16 protein-coding genes are annotated in these 16,702 nt (G+C 49.4%); 2 read left to right on the forward strand and 14 right to left on the reverse strand.

Annotation, left to right across the window (positions count from 1 at the left end; translation table 11 throughout):
- Positions 1–228: 228 nt before the first annotated feature.
- The 14 genes from rpe to C7R92_RS18240 form a co-directional block, all read right to left on the reverse strand.
- Positions 229–879, reverse strand: coding sequence for a ribulose-phosphate 3-epimerase (rpe, locus tag C7R92_RS18175; RefSeq protein ID WP_106653322.1), 651 nt, complete (start codon positions 877–879; stop codon positions 229–231).
- On the reverse strand, positions 873–1,763 hold the full coding sequence (gene rsgA / locus C7R92_RS18180; RefSeq protein WP_069849475.1) for a ribosome small subunit-dependent GTPase A: 891 nt from the start codon (positions 1,761–1,763) through the stop codon (positions 873–875). The genes rpe and rsgA overlap by 7 nt, the downstream gene beginning before the upstream one ends.
- Positions 1,764–1,781: 18 nt before the next feature.
- The gene (gene pknB / locus C7R92_RS18185) at positions 1,782–3,767 is read right to left on the reverse strand and encodes a Stk1 family PASTA domain-containing Ser/Thr kinase (protein WP_106835220.1); all 1,986 of its coding nucleotides are present in this window, start codon (positions 3,765–3,767) and stop codon (positions 1,782–1,784) included.
- 5 nt (positions 3,768–3,772) lie between these two features.
- Positions 3,773–4,528, reverse strand: coding sequence for a Stp1/IreP family PP2C-type Ser/Thr phosphatase (locus C7R92_RS18190; protein WP_069849479.1), 756 nt, complete (start codon positions 4,526–4,528; stop codon positions 3,773–3,775).
- A gap of 4 nt (positions 4,529–4,532) precedes the next feature.
- Positions 4,533–5,603: a dual-specificity RNA methyltransferase RlmN gene (gene rlmN, locus C7R92_RS18195; protein ID WP_069849481.1), complete on the reverse strand. Its 1,071-nt coding sequence runs from the start codon at positions 5,601–5,603 to the stop codon at positions 4,533–4,535.
- A gap of 211 nt (positions 5,604–5,814) precedes the next feature.
- Positions 5,815–7,161: a 16S rRNA (cytosine(967)-C(5))-methyltransferase RsmB gene (gene rsmB, locus C7R92_RS18200; RefSeq protein WP_106835221.1), complete on the reverse strand. Its 1,347-nt coding sequence runs from the start codon at positions 7,159–7,161 to the stop codon at positions 5,815–5,817.
- A gap of 3 nt (positions 7,162–7,164) precedes the next feature.
- Positions 7,165–8,115: a methionyl-tRNA formyltransferase gene (gene fmt, locus C7R92_RS18205; RefSeq protein WP_017249464.1), complete on the reverse strand. Its 951-nt coding sequence runs from the start codon at positions 8,113–8,115 to the stop codon at positions 7,165–7,167.
- A gap of 4 nt (positions 8,116–8,119) precedes the next feature.
- A complete protein-coding gene (gene def / locus C7R92_RS18210) occupies positions 8,120–8,596 on the reverse strand; it encodes a peptide deformylase (RefSeq protein ID WP_007728382.1) in 477 nt (158 codons plus the stop codon).
- Between the two features lie 16 nt (positions 8,597–8,612).
- A complete protein-coding gene (gene priA, locus C7R92_RS18215; RefSeq protein WP_106835222.1) occupies positions 8,613–11,048 on the reverse strand; it encodes a primosomal protein N' in 2,436 nt (811 codons plus the stop codon).
- On the reverse strand, positions 11,045–12,292 hold the full coding sequence (coaBC, locus tag C7R92_RS18220; RefSeq protein WP_106835223.1) for a bifunctional phosphopantothenoylcysteine decarboxylase/phosphopantothenate--cysteine ligase CoaBC: 1,248 nt from the start codon (positions 12,290–12,292) through the stop codon (positions 11,045–11,047). The genes priA and coaBC overlap by 4 nt, the downstream gene beginning before the upstream one ends.
- Positions 12,293–12,367: 75 nt before the next feature.
- Entirely contained in the window at positions 12,368–12,574 is a 207-nt protein-coding gene (gene rpoZ, locus C7R92_RS18225; RefSeq protein WP_016742004.1) for a DNA-directed RNA polymerase subunit omega, read from the reverse strand.
- Positions 12,575–12,578: 4 nt separating this feature from the next.
- Entirely contained in the window at positions 12,579–13,199 is a 621-nt protein-coding gene (gene gmk, locus C7R92_RS18230) for a guanylate kinase (protein WP_106835224.1), read from the reverse strand.
- A 16-nt stretch (positions 13,200–13,215) separates the two neighbouring features.
- Complete coding sequence (gene remA / locus C7R92_RS18235) at positions 13,216–13,476, reverse strand: extracellular matrix/biofilm regulator RemA (protein WP_015891999.1); 261 nt, start codon at positions 13,474–13,476, stop codon at positions 13,216–13,218.
- Positions 13,477–13,500: 24 nt separating this feature from the next.
- Complete coding sequence (locus tag C7R92_RS18240) at positions 13,501–14,385, reverse strand: YicC/YloC family endoribonuclease (RefSeq protein ID WP_069849491.1); 885 nt, start codon at positions 14,383–14,385, stop codon at positions 13,501–13,503.
- A gap of 178 nt (positions 14,386–14,563) precedes the next feature.
- Between C7R92_RS18240 and C7R92_RS18245 the strand changes: the two genes are divergently transcribed.
- Both C7R92_RS18245 and C7R92_RS18250 read left to right on the forward strand, forming a co-directional pair.
- Positions 14,564–16,303, forward strand: a complete 1,740-nt coding sequence (locus C7R92_RS18245; protein WP_069849492.1) for an Rqc2 family fibronectin-binding protein — start codon at positions 14,564–14,566, stop codon at positions 16,301–16,303.
- A 36-nt stretch (positions 16,304–16,339) separates the two neighbouring features.
- Entirely contained in the window at positions 16,340–16,681 is a 342-nt protein-coding gene (locus C7R92_RS18250; protein WP_007728396.1) for a DUF2512 family protein, read from the forward strand.
- Positions 16,682–16,702 lie beyond the last annotated feature (21 nt).

Genomic DNA, 16,702 nt, shown 5'->3' on the forward strand with positions numbered 1-16,702 from the left:
AATTAACCTTTACCAGTTATCACCTATAATCCTTATAGTAGTAAGAACAATTCGATTTTATTCTATTTGTAGTATGAACTATAATTATACTTTTATTTTTATTATTAATTGATTTATCATGTAATTAGTTACAATATTCAGATGATTACAAACCACATAAACAAGAGAAAACAAAAAAAAGCTGACGCCGATTGCCTATCGTCGTCAGCTTACAGCTACATGTTATTCTTACTGTCCACGAATCGCAGCGATCGCTTGACCGCGATCTGCCTGATTGAATACCGCGCTGCCTGCAACGAGGACAGTCGCTCCTGCTTCCTCGCACAAACGCGCTGTTTGTGCATTGACACCACCATCGATTTCGATTTCCACATGCCCCAAGCCACGCTCGTTCAGCATTTGACGCAACTGGGCAACCTTTGGTACAACGCTGTGAATGAATTTTTGTCCACCAAAACCAGGGTTCACCGTCATGAGGAGAACCATATCCAAATCAGCAAGGACTGGCTCGATCGTGGAAATCGGTGTAGCCGGGTTCAATACCACTCCTGCTTTTACACCTTGCTCCTTGATCAAGTGCAGCGTGCGATGCAAATGACGGCATGCTTCCTGATGAACAGTAATCCAGTCTGCTCCACTTTTCGCGAATTGCGGAATGTAGCGATCTGGTTCCTCAATCATCAAGTGCACATCGAGAGGCAGCTTGGTCACTGGGCGAATCGCCTCCACAATCAGAGGGCCGATCGTAATGTTTGGAACGAAGTGTCCATCCATTACATCCACGTGAATCCAGTCCGCTCCTCCCTTCTCGACATCGAGAATTTCTTCACCCAGACGGGCAAAATCAGCAGATAGGATAGAAGGTGCGATTTTTACCATGGTTTGTTCCTCCGTTGGTATTCTTTTAGCTCTTCGCGGAATTGTTTGTAGTGTTCGTAGCGCTGTTTACTGATCTCACCAGCCTCCAATGCGGCCTGCACGGCACAAGCTGGCTCGCTTACGTGAAGACAGCCACGGAACTTGCATTCCGAGCTGCGATCGGCAAAGTCCCGGAAGGATTCCGCCAGATCTAGCTCAGAGAAATCGATAAATTCCAGTGAACTGAAGCCCGGTGTGTCTGCCACATAGCCGCCGCCCGCAAGTGGAATCAGCTCGACATGACGCGTTGTATGCTTTCCGCGTCCGAGCTTTTGGCTGACATCCCCTGTCTGCAGGCTGACACCCGGAAACAGCATGTTGATCAGGGAGGATTTGCCTACACCTGACTGACCTGCAAAAACCGAAATACGGTCCCGCAAAACCTCAAGCACGTCCTCCACACCGCGTTCATCCGCTGTTGAGGTCGGAATCACGCGATACCCGATCGCTTCATACTTCTCCACGATTTCGGTTACCTCTTCTTCCGACACTTGATCGGCTTTGGATAGCACAATCACAGAATCAATCCCTGCACGCTCCGTGTGCGTCAGGAACTTGTCCAACAGCAACGGACTGAACATCGGCTTGTACATCGAAAAGACGAGTACCGCCTGATCCACATTGGAAACGGGCGGACGAACCAACTCATTCGTCCGTTCGCCCACCTCCATGATATAGCCTTCTTCCTCATTGATCGCATCGTAGACGACCCAATCCCCAACCAGTGGATTTACTTTTGCATCTTTTTTCTTGAAGAGCCCTCGTGCACGGCAACTGTAGATTCGCCCTTCGTCGGCTACATAATAGAAACCGCTGAGCGCTTTCACAATCCGTCCTTCTGGCATTCATGTCCCTCCACTACACTATGGCAAGCTGTTATACGAAACTGGAATTGTCTGGTATTCATTGAAGCCTTGATCAGTCGATCGTTTCACAAAGACCTTGACTACCGAGTCCTTCTGTGGCGCCAAGACAATTGGTACATCGTACTCTTTACTTTCGGTGATCGTTTCCGTGAGCGGAGCTTTTGCCTCTCCACGAGCATCTGTCACTTCAATCTTCACTTCCAGTGTTTCACCAGGCACAACCTCTACATAAACCGGAACGTTTGCCAGCTTGGCGTCCTGCGGATATTGGCCATTGCTGACCTCAAGCGGAACCGCTACATCCTTTTGCACATCCATTCCCGGATCGTAAGGGTGAGTGCTGAGAACAATACCTCGTTTGTCCGTCGTATAAGTAGGCACTTCGGTGATTTTCCCAACAGTCAGTCCTCTCTTGTACAATTCTACTTGTGCAGCTTCTACTGATATATTCCGCACATCCGGCATTTTCACGAAGGCTTTTCCTTTACTGATCGTGACCGTCACATTCGTTTTAGTAGGGAACACTTTTTCATTTGCGGCTGGAGACTGCTTGATAACCGTCCCTACCTCAGCCTTGTCGTCCTCTTCCTCTACGAAAGTGACATTCTCCAGTTTAAAACCATTGCTTTTCAATGCTTCTTCTGCGGTTGCTCGCGGTAGCGTAACCAGATTTGGCATGTTAATCTCTTGTTGTCCTTTGCTTACATACAAGGTTACAACGGAATTTTCCTTTAACCGCATGGGAGGTGCAGGGTCTTGGCGTATCACCATTCCCTTTTCTATCGTATCATTGGCTTCTTCCACGATACGGGCAACCAGTTTGGCATCCTGAATCTTCTTCTCAGCGAGCGTTACTTCGATCCCTTCCACATGAGGTACCTGTGCCTCTGGAACGGACGGGAACAGATTCAACAGTAAGTTAAATCCGAAGAATGCCAGTACGAAAAACAGACCGATACCGCCTACCCACAACAGAGCTTTGACCCACCATTGTTTCTTGGCTGGTTTGGCATCCTCTTCTTCCGTACGCTGCTCATAGCGGCTACGCCCCGCTCCTCCGGTTTTGCCATTGGTATGGCCTTCGAGCATGTCAGGTGTGATGATAGGCACCACACGCGTCATCTCTTCATCCACCGGGAACGTCAGCTTTTCTTCGTTTAATCGCTCTGGGAACAGGCAGGTCTCCAAATCTTCTAGCATTTCACTCGCGGACGCGTATCTGAGAAATGGATCCTTTACCAGCGCCTTCAAAATGACATTTTCTACACTCTGCGGGATAGCCGGATTGACTTGGCGCGGCTCTGGAAGCGGCTCCTGCAAATGCTTGAGCGCCACTGATATAGGCGAATCACCGGAAAACGGCAGTTCACCCGTCACCATTTCGTACAAGACGATCCCCAGCGAGTAAATATCGGATTTTTCCCCGGTAATCCCGCCGCGCGCCTGCTCTGGCGAAAAATAATGGACAGAGCCAAGCATCGCATTCGTATGCGTAATCGTTGCTGAAGTAACGGCTCTCGCAATCCCGAAGTCCGTAACCTTCACCCGACCATTTTTTCCAATCATAATGTTATGCGGCTTGATATCTCGATGAATGATCTGGTTTTGATGCGCATGATCGAGTGCATCGCAAATTTGCTCGGCGATCCGCACTGCCTCTTCTACCGGCAGCGCACCACGTTGAATGATGACCTCTTTCAACGTGTAGCCTTCTATGTACTCCATCACCATGTAATAGGTATCGCCTTCCTGACCGACATCATACACCCCAACCACATTGGGGTGAGATAAGCTCGCCACCGCCTGCGCTTCACGTCGGAAACGATTGACGAAATCTTCGTCCGTACCAAACTGTGAACGCAGCACTTTAACTGCCACTGGACGATTCAATATTAAATCTTTGGCCTTGTATACAATGGCCATACCGCCCCCACCGACGCGGGACTCTATTTGGTATCGTCCTCCCAGTCGTTGACCTTCCATCTCTCTCACCCCTCTTCCTGACCGGCATCAAGCGTATTTCGTACGGCAACCAGCGTTATGTTGTCTTCCCCACCAGCATCCAGTGCTTCTTGCACCAAACCGTCCACCTTCGCTTGTAACGATATCTGTTTCTGCAAATTTTCTTCTAAGGAAGGATGACTGACCTTGTTGCTCAGTCCATCTGAGCAAATCAAGACGATATCACCCTCTGACCATTCAAACTGCCCAAGATCAATGAGCACATCCGGTTCAGTCCCGACCGAACGCATAATGACGTTGCGATGAGGGTGGACAGACGCCTCCTCGGCTGTAATCTGTCCACTTTTCAACAGCTCATTTACAAGGGAATGGTCTTCTGTCTTCATGACCAGACCGTCTTGGTTGTAAAAATACAGACGGCTGTCGCCAATATGCGCAGTAATCACGGAGGATTGGTCGAACAAAGCAGCAACCACGGTTGTACCCATGCCACTGCACTCCGGATGTTCAATCGCATATTCATAGACTTCTTTATTCGCAAGCAGGATGGCGTTCATCAATTGCTCACGCACATCCTCTGCTTCGAGGTCCCCTTCTAGGTGACGCAGTTCTTTTACTATTCGCTCAACAGCAAGGCGACTGGCGATATCACCAGCCTGATGGCCACCCATACCATCTGCTACAATGGCGAGCACGCGTCCGTTTAAATCGGTCACACAGGCATAATAGTCCTCGTTAACCTGACGAACGCGGCCAACATGGGATTTCATCGCGATTTCCATGGCATCACCCCACGGTTTCTTTAGCGTGTTGTGCCCTCAATTGTCCGCATGCAGCAGCAATGTCACTGCCTTGCTCGCGTCTGATGGTCACATTGATTCCTTTTTCCTCTAAAATGCGTTTGAACTGAAAAATCTCATTGCGTGGCGTGCGCACATAATCACGCTCTGGTACGTAGTTCACCGGGATCAGATTCACGTGGCAAAGCATGTCGCCAATGAGTTCGGCCAGCTCCTCTGCATGCTCAGGCTGATCATTTTTCCCGCCGAACAGACCATACTCAAAACTGATACGACGCCCTGTCTTGTTAATGTAATGGTGGCATGCTTCCATCAGCGTAGCAAGCGGGAAGCCGCGGTTGATCGGCATCAGCTGGCTTCTCAACTCCGTGTTTGGAGCGTGCAGGGAAATCGCTAGGTTCACTTGTCCGCCTTGTTCAGCAAACTCGTAAATCTTCGGCACAATTCCACTGGTGGAAACTGTAATGTGACGAGCACCGATATTCAGTCCACGGTTATCGTTGATTACAGACAAGAACGCCATCAAGCTCTCGAAGTTCTCGAAAGGCTCCCCGATCCCCATGACGACAACGTGACTGACACGCTCACCTTCCGCATCCAATCTGCGTTGTGCCGTCAATACTTGAGAGACGATTTCACCTGCATCCAGGTTACGCTTTAGTCCACCTAATGTAGATGCACAAAACGTACATCCGATACGGCAGCCCACCTGTGTCGTAACACAAATGCTGTTTCCGTAGTTATGACGCATAATCACCGTCTCAATCGCATGTCCATCGACAAGCTGGAACAAAAACTTGATCGTTCCATCCTGCGATTCTTGATGCGTGATTTCCTTGAGCGGACCTATGCGGAATGTATCAGCCAGCTTTTCGCGCAGCTCCTTGGACAAATTGCTCATCTCTTCAAAAGAAGTGACACGCTTTACATATAGCCAGTCAAAAATTTGTTGCGCACGAAATGCTTTGTCGCCGGCACTAACCAGCCATTCCTTCATTTCGTCTTGCGTCAAACTGTAAATAAGCGGCTTTGCGCCAGTAAATGTCGTTAACGGCATTCTATCTCCACATCCTCAAAATCATTGCTTGCCTAAATCCATTCTATCATTGTACCTCGTGGGGCGTCTCGCTTCAAACGGTTTTGACATCCAGATTCATAAATGCATCGCTTTTCCTAGTGTAAACCAATCTGAGCACTCGCAAACAAAGGCAAAGGAGTGGCATTTTCCACCTGTTGGTGCGCCACCCCTTGTTTGTACGTCCGTTCCCTTATCCTCTTCGTTTCAATCGTGCGATAAAGAATCCATCACTCTCGAAATGGTGAGGCAAAATTTGTACGCAGGCTCCGGTTTCATCGACATGCCCTCTGACAACCTCAGGCAGGTCTTGTGCCAGTGTATCATCGAATACGAAATCAGGGTGTTCTTCGACAAAGCGGCGAACAATCTCCTGGTTTTCTGCTGGCTCGATCGTACATGTGCTGTAAACCATGACACCACCCTGAGCAAGCATCGGTGCCAACGTCTTGAGCAGTTCGTACTGTAGCTGAGCAATCGCACGGACATCTTCAGGCGTTTTGTTCCATTTCAGATCTGGCTTGCGACGAATCACGCCAAATCCGGTACACGGCGCATCCAGCAGGATTCGATCGAAAGTTCCCAGCGCTTTTTCAGGTAGGTCCAGCGCATCACTAACGATTGGCTCGATGATTGTAATCCCGAGTCTTTTCGCTGCACTCGCAATCAGATCGCGTTTGTGCGGATGCACATCACTTGCAATGATTTGCCCGCTGTTTTCCATCATTTCTGCTATGTGCGTTGTTTTTCCACCAGGAGCCGCGCAAGCATCCAGTACACGCATGCCTGGTTGGGCAGCAAGAGCTGGTGCTACGAGCATGGAGCTCTCATCCTGGATCGTGAAGTAGCCTTCCTTGAACAAGCGAGAACCTGCTGCATGTCCGCCTTCCATCAAAATAGCATGAGGACTGACAGACGATCTTTGGCCTTCCAGCCCTTCTTCCGCCAGCTTGTCCAGCACTTGATCCTTCGTCGTTTTCCATGCATTGACCCGGATAGAGCTATGCGGCGTTCTGTTGTTTGCTTCGCAAATCGCAATCGTCGTCTCTTCTCCATAGACAGTAAGCCACTGACGTACAAGCCATTCTGGATGAGAATAGGCTACGGCGATTTGCAAAGCACGGTCGCCTTTTGGCTGACGCTCCCACACATCAGGCTGGCGCAATACATTGCGCAAAACACCGTTGACCATCGAAGCAATCCCTTGGTGACCGCGTTTCTTGGCGATTTCAACCGCCTGGTGTACGGCAGCGCGCTCAGGAATACGGTCCAAAAAGTGAATTTGATATAAGCTGAGACGCAACAAATTACGAACCCAGGTCTGTACCTTTTTATTCCCGACAAAATGGGACAGGACATGATCCAGCGTCATCTTGCGCTGAATGGTACCGTACACAAGCTCCGTCACCAGCCCTGCATCTGCTGCACTGAGATTTTCACGATCTAAGACATTGCGCAGCTCAAGATTACTGTAGGACTTATGTTCTTCTACCCTGTTCAAAACATCGAGGGCGATATCGCGAGCTCCCTTTTTTGCCACGGACTATTCTCCTACCTTTGTGCCGATTTCAATGTTGCTGCCCGCTCCACGCAAAAAGTCGAGTGCACTCATACGTTTTTTGCCTTCTGGCTGCAATTCGGTTATTTTCACTGCACCGCTACCGCAAGCGACCACGATACCGTCTTCCTCACGGGCGATGATCGTTCCCGGCTCTTTGCCTTCGCCCGACGCAAGCATTTTTTCTACCCACCACAACTTCCAAATCTTGCCTTCACATGTAGTAAATGCGACCGGCCACGGATTCAAGCCGCGGACTTGGTTGTAAATCTGTTCCGCAGAACGGCTCCAGTCAATTTTTTCGTCAGTACGCTTAATATTCGGGGCAAAAGTCGCTGCCGAATGATCCTGTTGCTCTGCTACGAGCTCACCAGCCAACAGGCGTGGAACGGTAGCCAGCAACAGTTCAGAGCCTGCCGCAGCCAATTTGTCAAACATGGTCCCCACGGTATCGCGCTCCTCAATCGGAACGACTACCTTGGACAGCATATCCCCTGCATCGAGAGCTTCCACCATATACATGATAGTCACGCCTGTTTCCGCTTCTCCCTCGACAATTGATTTATGAATCGGGGCACCCCCACGATATTTCGGCAAAAGAGAAGCGTGCACATTGATGCAGCCATATTTCGGTGCATCGAGCAATTTCTTCGGCAAGATCTGTCCATACGCCGCGGTGATGATCAGATCAGGCTCGAGCGCTAACACTTCATCCAAGGCTTCTTCTGCCTTGATTTTCTCCGGTTGCAATACCAAAAGTCCATGACGCAAAGCCGCCTCCTTCACGGGGGGCGGCGTCAATACTTGCTTGCGTCCAACGGGACGATCGGATTTTGTTACCACTCCAACCACGTTGTAGCCTGCTTCGAGTACAGCCGTAAGACTCGATACAGCAAAGTCAGGCGTTCCCATAAACAGGATGCGAGCATCTTTCAAATGGTTATTCCCCTTCCTGGTTCGGGTTTACTTTGTACACCTTGTCAGCCACATCAATAAAGAGGACACCGTTCAAATGATCGATCTCGTGTTGAGCGCAACGGGACAACAGGTCGTCTGCCTCGAGCTCAACCACATTCCCGTTACGATCATGACCGCGCAGCTTGATCCACTTGTGACGACGAACGTCTCCTTGCAGGCCAGGAATGCTCAGGCAGCCTTCTGGATAATCGTATTGCTCTCCTTCATGCTCAACGATTTCTGGATTGATCATTTCAATCAGTCCATCACCGCAATCCATTACGATGACACGCTTGGAGATGCCCACTTGTGGAGCAGCCAAACCTACACCGTCTGCATCGTACATCGTATCTGCCATATCATCAAGCAGCTTGTGCAAGTTGGAATTAAATTTGGTTACGACCATTGCCTTTTCACGCAAAATCGGATCTGGATGTTTTACAATTGTGCGAATCGCCATGTGTTTCATATCCTCCCTAAAGCAGTACGTAAGGATCGACGTCAATCGTCATCAATACTTTCTGCTGTTTGTTCCATTCTTCAAACGCAGCCGTCGCCTGAGCGAGCAAGTCCGACAGTTGCGGTTCATCACGATATTTTAGCATGATCTGAAAACGAAATCTATCCTTCACCCTCGCAATGGGCGAAGCAACTGGGCCCAAGAGGACCGTTGTCTGTGCCAAACGCTGCCGTAAATAGTCAGCCATTGTATGCGCACCGCGGATAACAACAGGTACATCCTCGTGGCTGAACGTAATTAATACGAGCCGGAAATACGGCGGGTAGCCTGTTCGTCTGCGCTGCAACATTTCATCCTGATAAAATGCGGGATAATCATGCTTGGTCGCATGGACAATGCTGTAGTGTTCTGGCGTATACGTCTGAATCAAGACTTCTCCGTCCAGTTCATGCCGTCCTGCCCGTCCACCTACCTGCGTCAAGAGCTGAAATGTCTTTTCCGCTGCACGGAAGTCAGGCAGATGCAAGGAAGTATCCGCTGCAATGATTCCCGCTAGCGTCACTCGTGGAAAATCAAGGCCCTTGGCAATCATCTGGGTACCGAGTAGAACGTCGCCTTGACCCGCGCGGAATTTGTTTAGCAGCTCTTCGTGAGAGCCTTTACGCGAGGTCGTATCCACGTCCATTCGGATGACCCGGATTCCAGGGAAAAGTTTGGCCAGCTCCGCTTCCACCTTTTGTGTTCCGGTACCAAAAAAGCGTATATGCTCACTCTGACACTCCGGACAATGCTTAGGCTGTGCGATGGTATATCCACAGTAATGGCAACGCGCCGTATGATTCGTTTTGTGATAAGTAAGCGAGATGTCGCAATGAATGCAGCGCATCGTATAGCCACAGGAGCGGCACATGACAAAGGTAGAGAAGCCTCTTCGGTTAAGGAAAATGACCATCTGCTCTTCTTTTGCCAATCGATCTGCAATCATCTCATGCAGCTTCCGGCTGAACATCGAACGATTCTGGGACTGAAGCTCCTCTCGCATATCCACGACATGTACCTGCGGCATCGGACGGTTCCCGACACGCTCTGGCATGCGCAACAGCTCGTAGCGGCCTCGGGTAGCCAGTGCATACGTCTCCAAGGCAGGAGTCGCGCTTCCCATGACGAGTACACCCTGATTCTCTTTCGCTCGCCACAGGGCTACTTCCCGTGCATGATAGCGAGGGGTCTCTTCTTGCTTATACGAGCTCTCATGCTCTTCATCAATCACAATCAAACCAACATTCCGAAACGGAGCAAAGATGGCAGATCGTGCACCTACCACTACTTTGACCTGTTTACGAATGATCTTGCGCCACTCGTCATAGCGCTCTCCTTGTGACAACGCACTGTGCAAAACAGCTACGTCTGCACCAAAACGGGCCTTGAAGCGCTCCACCATTTGCGGAGTCAGTGAAATTTCCGGAACGAGAAAGATCGCCTCGCGCCCTTTTTCCAACGTACGTTCGATCGCTTCGAGATACACTTCTGTCTTCCCGCTTCCGGTAACACCGTGCAGTAAGTAAGAAGCATACGTCCCCGAATCAATCGATTGCAAGATAGGTGTCAGTGCCGCTTCCTGTACCGAGGTAAAGACAGGCTTTTGCTTTTCCTGGAAACGTCGATTGGCGTACGGGTCCCGGTAAACCTCTACTTGCTCGATCGCGATCCAGCCTTTTGATTCCAGGCTTTTTAGCGGAGAACGCGTTATTCCGTATTCATCCCGCAGCATTTGTACAGATAAGGACTGCTCCTTGTGCATGAGCATCAGTTGAAGGACACGGCGCATCTGCTCCGCCCGCGCTGGCAACGAACTTATCGCTTCCTCCAGCTTACCCTCATCCAATAAACTCCGGACAAATGATTGCTGCTTGCGGGTAATTTTGTCCCTTACTTGATATTCGGTAGCAAGCAGACCACTCTGTATCCAACCCGGAACGAGCAAATACTCCTCCGCAAATTGTTTCTCTACTTCTGCTAGCGGTAGTTGCCGTTTGCGGAACAATTCCCACAGAAGCCCCGATCTCCCGCATGCCTCTTCGTCCAATGCGTCTGTCGCCGTCAGCCACTTCTCCGACTTCCCTTTGAGCACAGCCGGAAGCATCGCCTGTACAGCCGTTACCCACGGACACAAGTATTGCTTGGACATCCATTCGCTCATCTTTAGCAGCTCTGGCGTAAGAGGAGGAGTGTCGTCTTGTACCTGCACGACATCTTTTAGTCGCGAACGATCTGGTATGGCTTCGCCGTCCTCGACGATCCCGATGACATAGCCTTGCAGTTGACGGGGACCAAATGGGACAACCACACGGCTGCCAATGCGAATCAGTGGACGCAACCAAGGCGGAACATGGTAATCAAAAGGTCGATTCGTCCGATTGACCGGAACGTCCACGATAATTTGAGCAATCATGACAGGTCTCGGAGCGGCTTATGTTCTTGTACTGCAAGGACAGCATCAAACAGCCTGTCTGCCACAGCCCGCTTGCTCAACTTATCCAATGCCAGTTGCTCTCCGCCACGGGTTAGCAAGGTGACGATATTCGTATCGCTCCCCATACCTGCTCCCTCGAGCAATACGTTATTGGCTACGATCATATCGAGATTTTTTCGCTCCAGCTTGGACTGGGCATGCTGCAACACATTTTGGGTTTCTGCTGCAAAGCCCACGACGAATTGCTTCGTTTTCCGATCACCAATGGTCTTTAAAATATCGGGTGCTTTCTCCAGCGCAAGGTCGAGTGGACCATCACCCTTTTTCATCTTATGTTCAGATACATGCTTCGGTCGATAATCGGACACTGCTGCTGATTTGACGACGATGTCACAGTGAGGCAACTGCTCCATGACGGCATCAAACATTTCTTGTACCGATTCCACCGCAATGAATTCCACTCCATCAGGACGTGCCAAGGAAGTAGGCCCACTGATCAGTGTGACCTTCGCCCCTCTGTCTCGTGCCGCTTCCGCGATAGCGTAGCCCATTTTTCCTGAAGCATGATTGGTTATGTAACGAACTGGATCAATTTTTTCACGGGTCGGTCCAGCTGTGATCAGTACATGCTTGTCCTGCAAATCTTTTTCTCGGATCATTTGTCTAGTCTCATCGGAAGCAAACCATTGACGAACAGCTTCGACGATTTCCTCTGGCTCCGCCAAACGTCCTTTGCCAATCCATCCACATGCCAAGAGCCCGACACCCGGTTCAACAAACCGATAACCATAGGCCGTCAGCTTATCCATATTTGCGATAACTGCAGGGTGATTGTACATATTGACATTCATGGCAGGCGCGACCATGACAGGCGCTTTCGTAGCCAGTACAGTCGTCGTCAGCATATCATCCGCTATGCCATTCGCCATTTTGCCAATCACGTTTGCCGTTGCTGGCGCGATCAATACGAGATCAGCTCGATCAGCCAGTTCAATATGGCTAATCACATGCGGGTCTGGCTCTGTAAATGTATCCGTATAAACAGGCAGGTGAGACAAGGCTTGAAACGTCAAAGGCTGAATAAACTGTAAGGCACCCTCTGTCAAAATGACATGCACCAATGCACCTGCCTGTGTCAGCTTGCTGGTCAATGCAGCAGCCTTGTAAGCAGCGATGCCGCCCGATACCCCAAGAACAATTCGTTTTCCTGCAAGCGAATGCATCTGCACTCTCTCCCTTCTCCCCTATCCGAAATCCGAAAAAAACAACCTCGTGAGGTTGTTTTTAAAGGTGACTGCTTATTTGCGACCGTCCAAAAACTCGTGAACGAGCTCGTCGGAGATGAACTCTTCCAGTGCCAAACCTACAAACTTTTTGGATTTTGGTCTCACCACTTGAATTTCGCTGTTTTCGCGAAGCTGACGCGCACGCTTGGATGCTACTGTCACCAGGATGTACTTGCTCTCTGCTTTTTCGGTCAATTCGTCAATAGATGGATACAACATAATTCTATTCAACCTCCTGTAACCATTTGCGATATTTGTGAACCTGACGATCTTTTTTCAGATGCTCCGCTGTAATAATCGCTTGAATTCGATCGCAAGCCGATTCGATGACGTCATTGACGACTACATAATCGTAGTGGTCCATGAGCTCGATTTCAGCACGCGCCACTTCCATGCGCTTGCGAATAATCTCTTGTGATTCTGTCCCGCGTCCCACGATCCGGTTTTCCAGTTCGTTTAAATCAGGAGGAGCCAGGAACAGGAATGTACCTTGCGGGAAGCTCTCTTTCACTTGAAGCGCACCCTGAACTTCGATCTCAAGAATAACATCGCGCCCATCATTCAGCATATCGTCCACGAACTGACGAGGTGTTCCGTAGTAATTTCCTACGTATTCTGCCCATTCCAGAAGAGCATCTTCTTCAATCATCCGCTTGAACTCTTCCTGGCTTTTAAAAAAGTAATTAACTCCTTCCACCTCTCCAGGACGCGGCTGGCGTGTGGTAGCGGAAACAGAATACACCAGATCAGGCATCACTTCACGAAGTGCCTTGCATACTGTTCCTTTTCCCACACCAGCTGGTCCGGAAAGAACCAAAAGGAGACCACGATCAACCATACTCATTGTTTACACTCCTACTTTATTCGTCCGATTCGTCATCCTTCGTAGTCAAGCGCTGTGCCACTGTTTCTGGCTGTACCGCTGACAAAATCACGTGATCGCTGTCTGTAATAATGACCGCACGTGTACGTCTCCCATAAGTAGCGTCCACAAGCATGTTGCGATCGCGCGCTTCCTGGATGATCCGTTTGATAGGAGCGGACTCCGGACTTACAATTGAAATAATGCGGTTGGCATTGACAATGTTGCCAAAACCGATATTGATTAGCTTGATTGCCATGACGGCCCAGCCCATCCTTTCATGCTACTCAACATTCTGTATTTGCTCCCGCATCTTCTCCAGTTCTGTCTTGATCTCGACAGCCAGATGCTGAATGCGCAAATGATTCGCTTTGGAAGCAATCGTATTGGCTTCCCTATTCATTTCTTGGAGCAGAAAATCCAGTTTTCGACCAATTGCTTCTTCTTTGCCTAATTGAATGGCAAACTGTTGGCAATGACTATCTAAACGGGTCAACTCTTCACTAATATCACTTTTATCAGCGAAAAAGGCAACCTCTTGCGCTACACGAGCAGGGTCCAATTCAAAAGGTGTCAAACCGGCCCACTCACTTACGCGCTGCTCAAGTCGGCCCTTGTAATCTTCCCTACATAGAGGGGCCAACTGGGAGATCTCCCGCGTCCATGTGTTGACGGCAGTCAGGCGACTGGCTAGATCAGCGTGCAGCAGATTACCCTCCGTCTCTTTCATCGAAACGAGATCCATTGCCGCGCCCCTGACCAGGTCTTGGAGCCACTCTGTCAGCTCCTCCACATTGTCCTCTGACTCTTTGGTATGTATCACGCCAGGAAAGTGTAGCAGATCCTTGACGGTTAAAGGCGTCTCTAGCGAAAAACGCTGAGTCATCTCGCGGGAAATGGAGACTAGCTGTTCAGCCACATCCCAGTCAATGTCCATGACCGTAGCAGAAGAATTTTTCCCTTCCACTGAGACAGTGACATCGACACGCCCTCTTCTGACAAACTGCGCGACCAGCTTACGAATCGAATCCTCAAGCATATTCCATGCTTTGGGCAGGCGCACGACAATCTCAGAAAAGCGGTGATTCACTGCACGAATCTCGACTGTTGCTCGAATGGAGCCTTTGCTATCTTCTTTTCTACCGTAACCAGTCATGCTTCGAATCATAAGTTTTCACTTCCATAGACGCAAAATCGTTAATTTATTATAGGAGACAACTCTTGGCAGTGTCAACCGAAGCAACCCCACCACGATGAGATTCCTCCTTGCCCTGACTTATGCTACACTGTGACTGGCAGCTCTCTATCTATTATTCTAGCCATTTTTTTGATCTGAGGTGACTTTTGTGGCATTTGATGGCGTAGTAACCCGCTCCGTTACGCGGGAATTACATAAACTGGTAGGAGGACGCATCTCGAAGATCCACCAGCCCCACCATAGCGATATTGTTATGCAAGTACGGACACAAGGAGAAACGGTAAAGTTCCTCCTGTCTGCAAACCCGACTTATCCGAGACTTCATATCACGACAGAAGAATTCACGAATCCGCTGGAAGCTCCGATGTTTTGCATGCTATTGCGCAAGCATTGTGAGGGCGGCGTAATTGAATCTGTCCAGCAAATCGGGATGGAGCGAATCATTCACATCGACGTACGCACGCGGGACGAGCTGGGTGACACGGCTGTCCGCCGAATTATTGTCGAGATCATGGGCAAGCACAGTAACATCATCCTCATCGATCCTGCAACCGGAATGATTTTGGATAGCGCCATGCATGTGACGCTCGCCATTAGCCAGTATAGACAAGTTACGCCTGGCAGACCTTATGTTTCTCCTCCGAGCCAAGATAAGCGCGACCCTCTTACTGTAACCGAGCAAGCGTTTATTTCTTCCCTCGACTGGAACGGCGGTCGTTTGGACAAGCAAATCGTAGAAGGCTATACCGGGATCAGTCCGTTATTGGCAAAAGAAATTTTGCACAGAGCCGGCCTTGCGAATCGTGAAACACTGTGGGCTGCCTTTTCACAGGTGATGAAGGCAATCAACGCTCATGAGTATGTTCCATCCATTGTAGAGGCAAACGGCAAAGCGTATTTTCACGTCGTCGAGCTAACTCATCTCTCAAACGGGGTTACCACCCCCTATCCTTCCATTCAAGAATGCTTGCAGGCATTTTACGAAGGAAAGGCGCTCCGTGACACTGTCAAGCAGCGTGCGCACGATTTAATTCGTTTTGTCACTTCTGAGCGCAATAAAAATGAAAAGAAAATCGAGAAGCTCGAACAAACATTGCAAGATGCGCATGAAGCAGATCAGTTCCGCCTGTACGGTGAATTGATCACCGCCAATATGCACCAAATGAAGCGAGGGGATCGCGAGCTCGTCACAGTTAACTGGTATGATGAAGCGGGAGGTACCATCACGATTCCGCTCGATCCGTTGAAGACCCCTTCGGAAAATTTACAGTCGTATTACAAGCGGTATAACAAGGCCAAAAACAGCCTTTCCATCGTGAGTGAGCAGATTGAGCAAGCGCATGCTGAACTCTTGTATTTGGACGGCGTATTGGTTCAACTGGAACATGCCACCTTAAAAGATGCAGAAGAAATTCGCGAGGAGCTCGTTGAGCAAAGCTACATGCGAGATCGTAAAAAACGCGGTCCGCGAAAGAAAAAAGAGACCAGACCAGAGCTGGATACGTACCTTTCTTCGGACGGTATTGAAATTTTGGTCGGTAAAAACAATAAACAAAATGAATACTTGACCAACAAGCTCGCATCGTCGCAAGAAACATGGCTACACACCAAGGATATACCTGGCTCCCATGTCGTCATTCGCGCTCGGGAATTTTCAGATGAAACGTTGCTTGAGGCAGCGAATCTGGCAGCTTATTTCAGTCGTGCCAAAGAAGGAAGTCAAATTCCCGTAGACTACACGCTCATCAAGCATGTAAAAAAACCGAGCGGGGCCAAGCCTGGCTATGTGATCTACGAGCAGCAACGAACGCTGTATGTGACACCAGATGAAGCACTGATCCGCCGTTTGAAATCAAACACCTCTTCTACGAATAGTGCGACTACCTAAGTTCATACTAAGGGCATGAAAGGTGGTGTTCGCTCTTTGAACATCGTTCTCAAGCTCTTGTTTAACGGAATCATTGCCATTCCAGGGCTTTGGTGGTCGGGGACGTCCCTTATGTTTGCAGTGCTCGCAAGCGTGATTGTCAGTTTACTGGGTTATGTACTTGATTTGACAATCCTCCCGCGTACGAACAATACGTTTGCGAGCTCCGCTGATTTCTTGTTCGTGTTTGCCTCCTTGTGGCTTGGCTGTTACTTGTTTGGTCAGACCATATCCTTATCTGGTTTATTGTTGACGGCATTTGCCATTACGGTGGTCGAATACTTTTTCCATGGATACCTGCAACGGCACGGTGTCCATCATTCCAAACATCCGGGCTGAGGCATCATTTCTATTTTGGAA

This window comes from Brevibacillus porteri (assembly GCF_003013475.1).
Taxonomy (GTDB): domain Bacteria; phylum Bacillota; class Bacilli; order Brevibacillales; family Brevibacillaceae; genus Brevibacillus; species Brevibacillus porteri.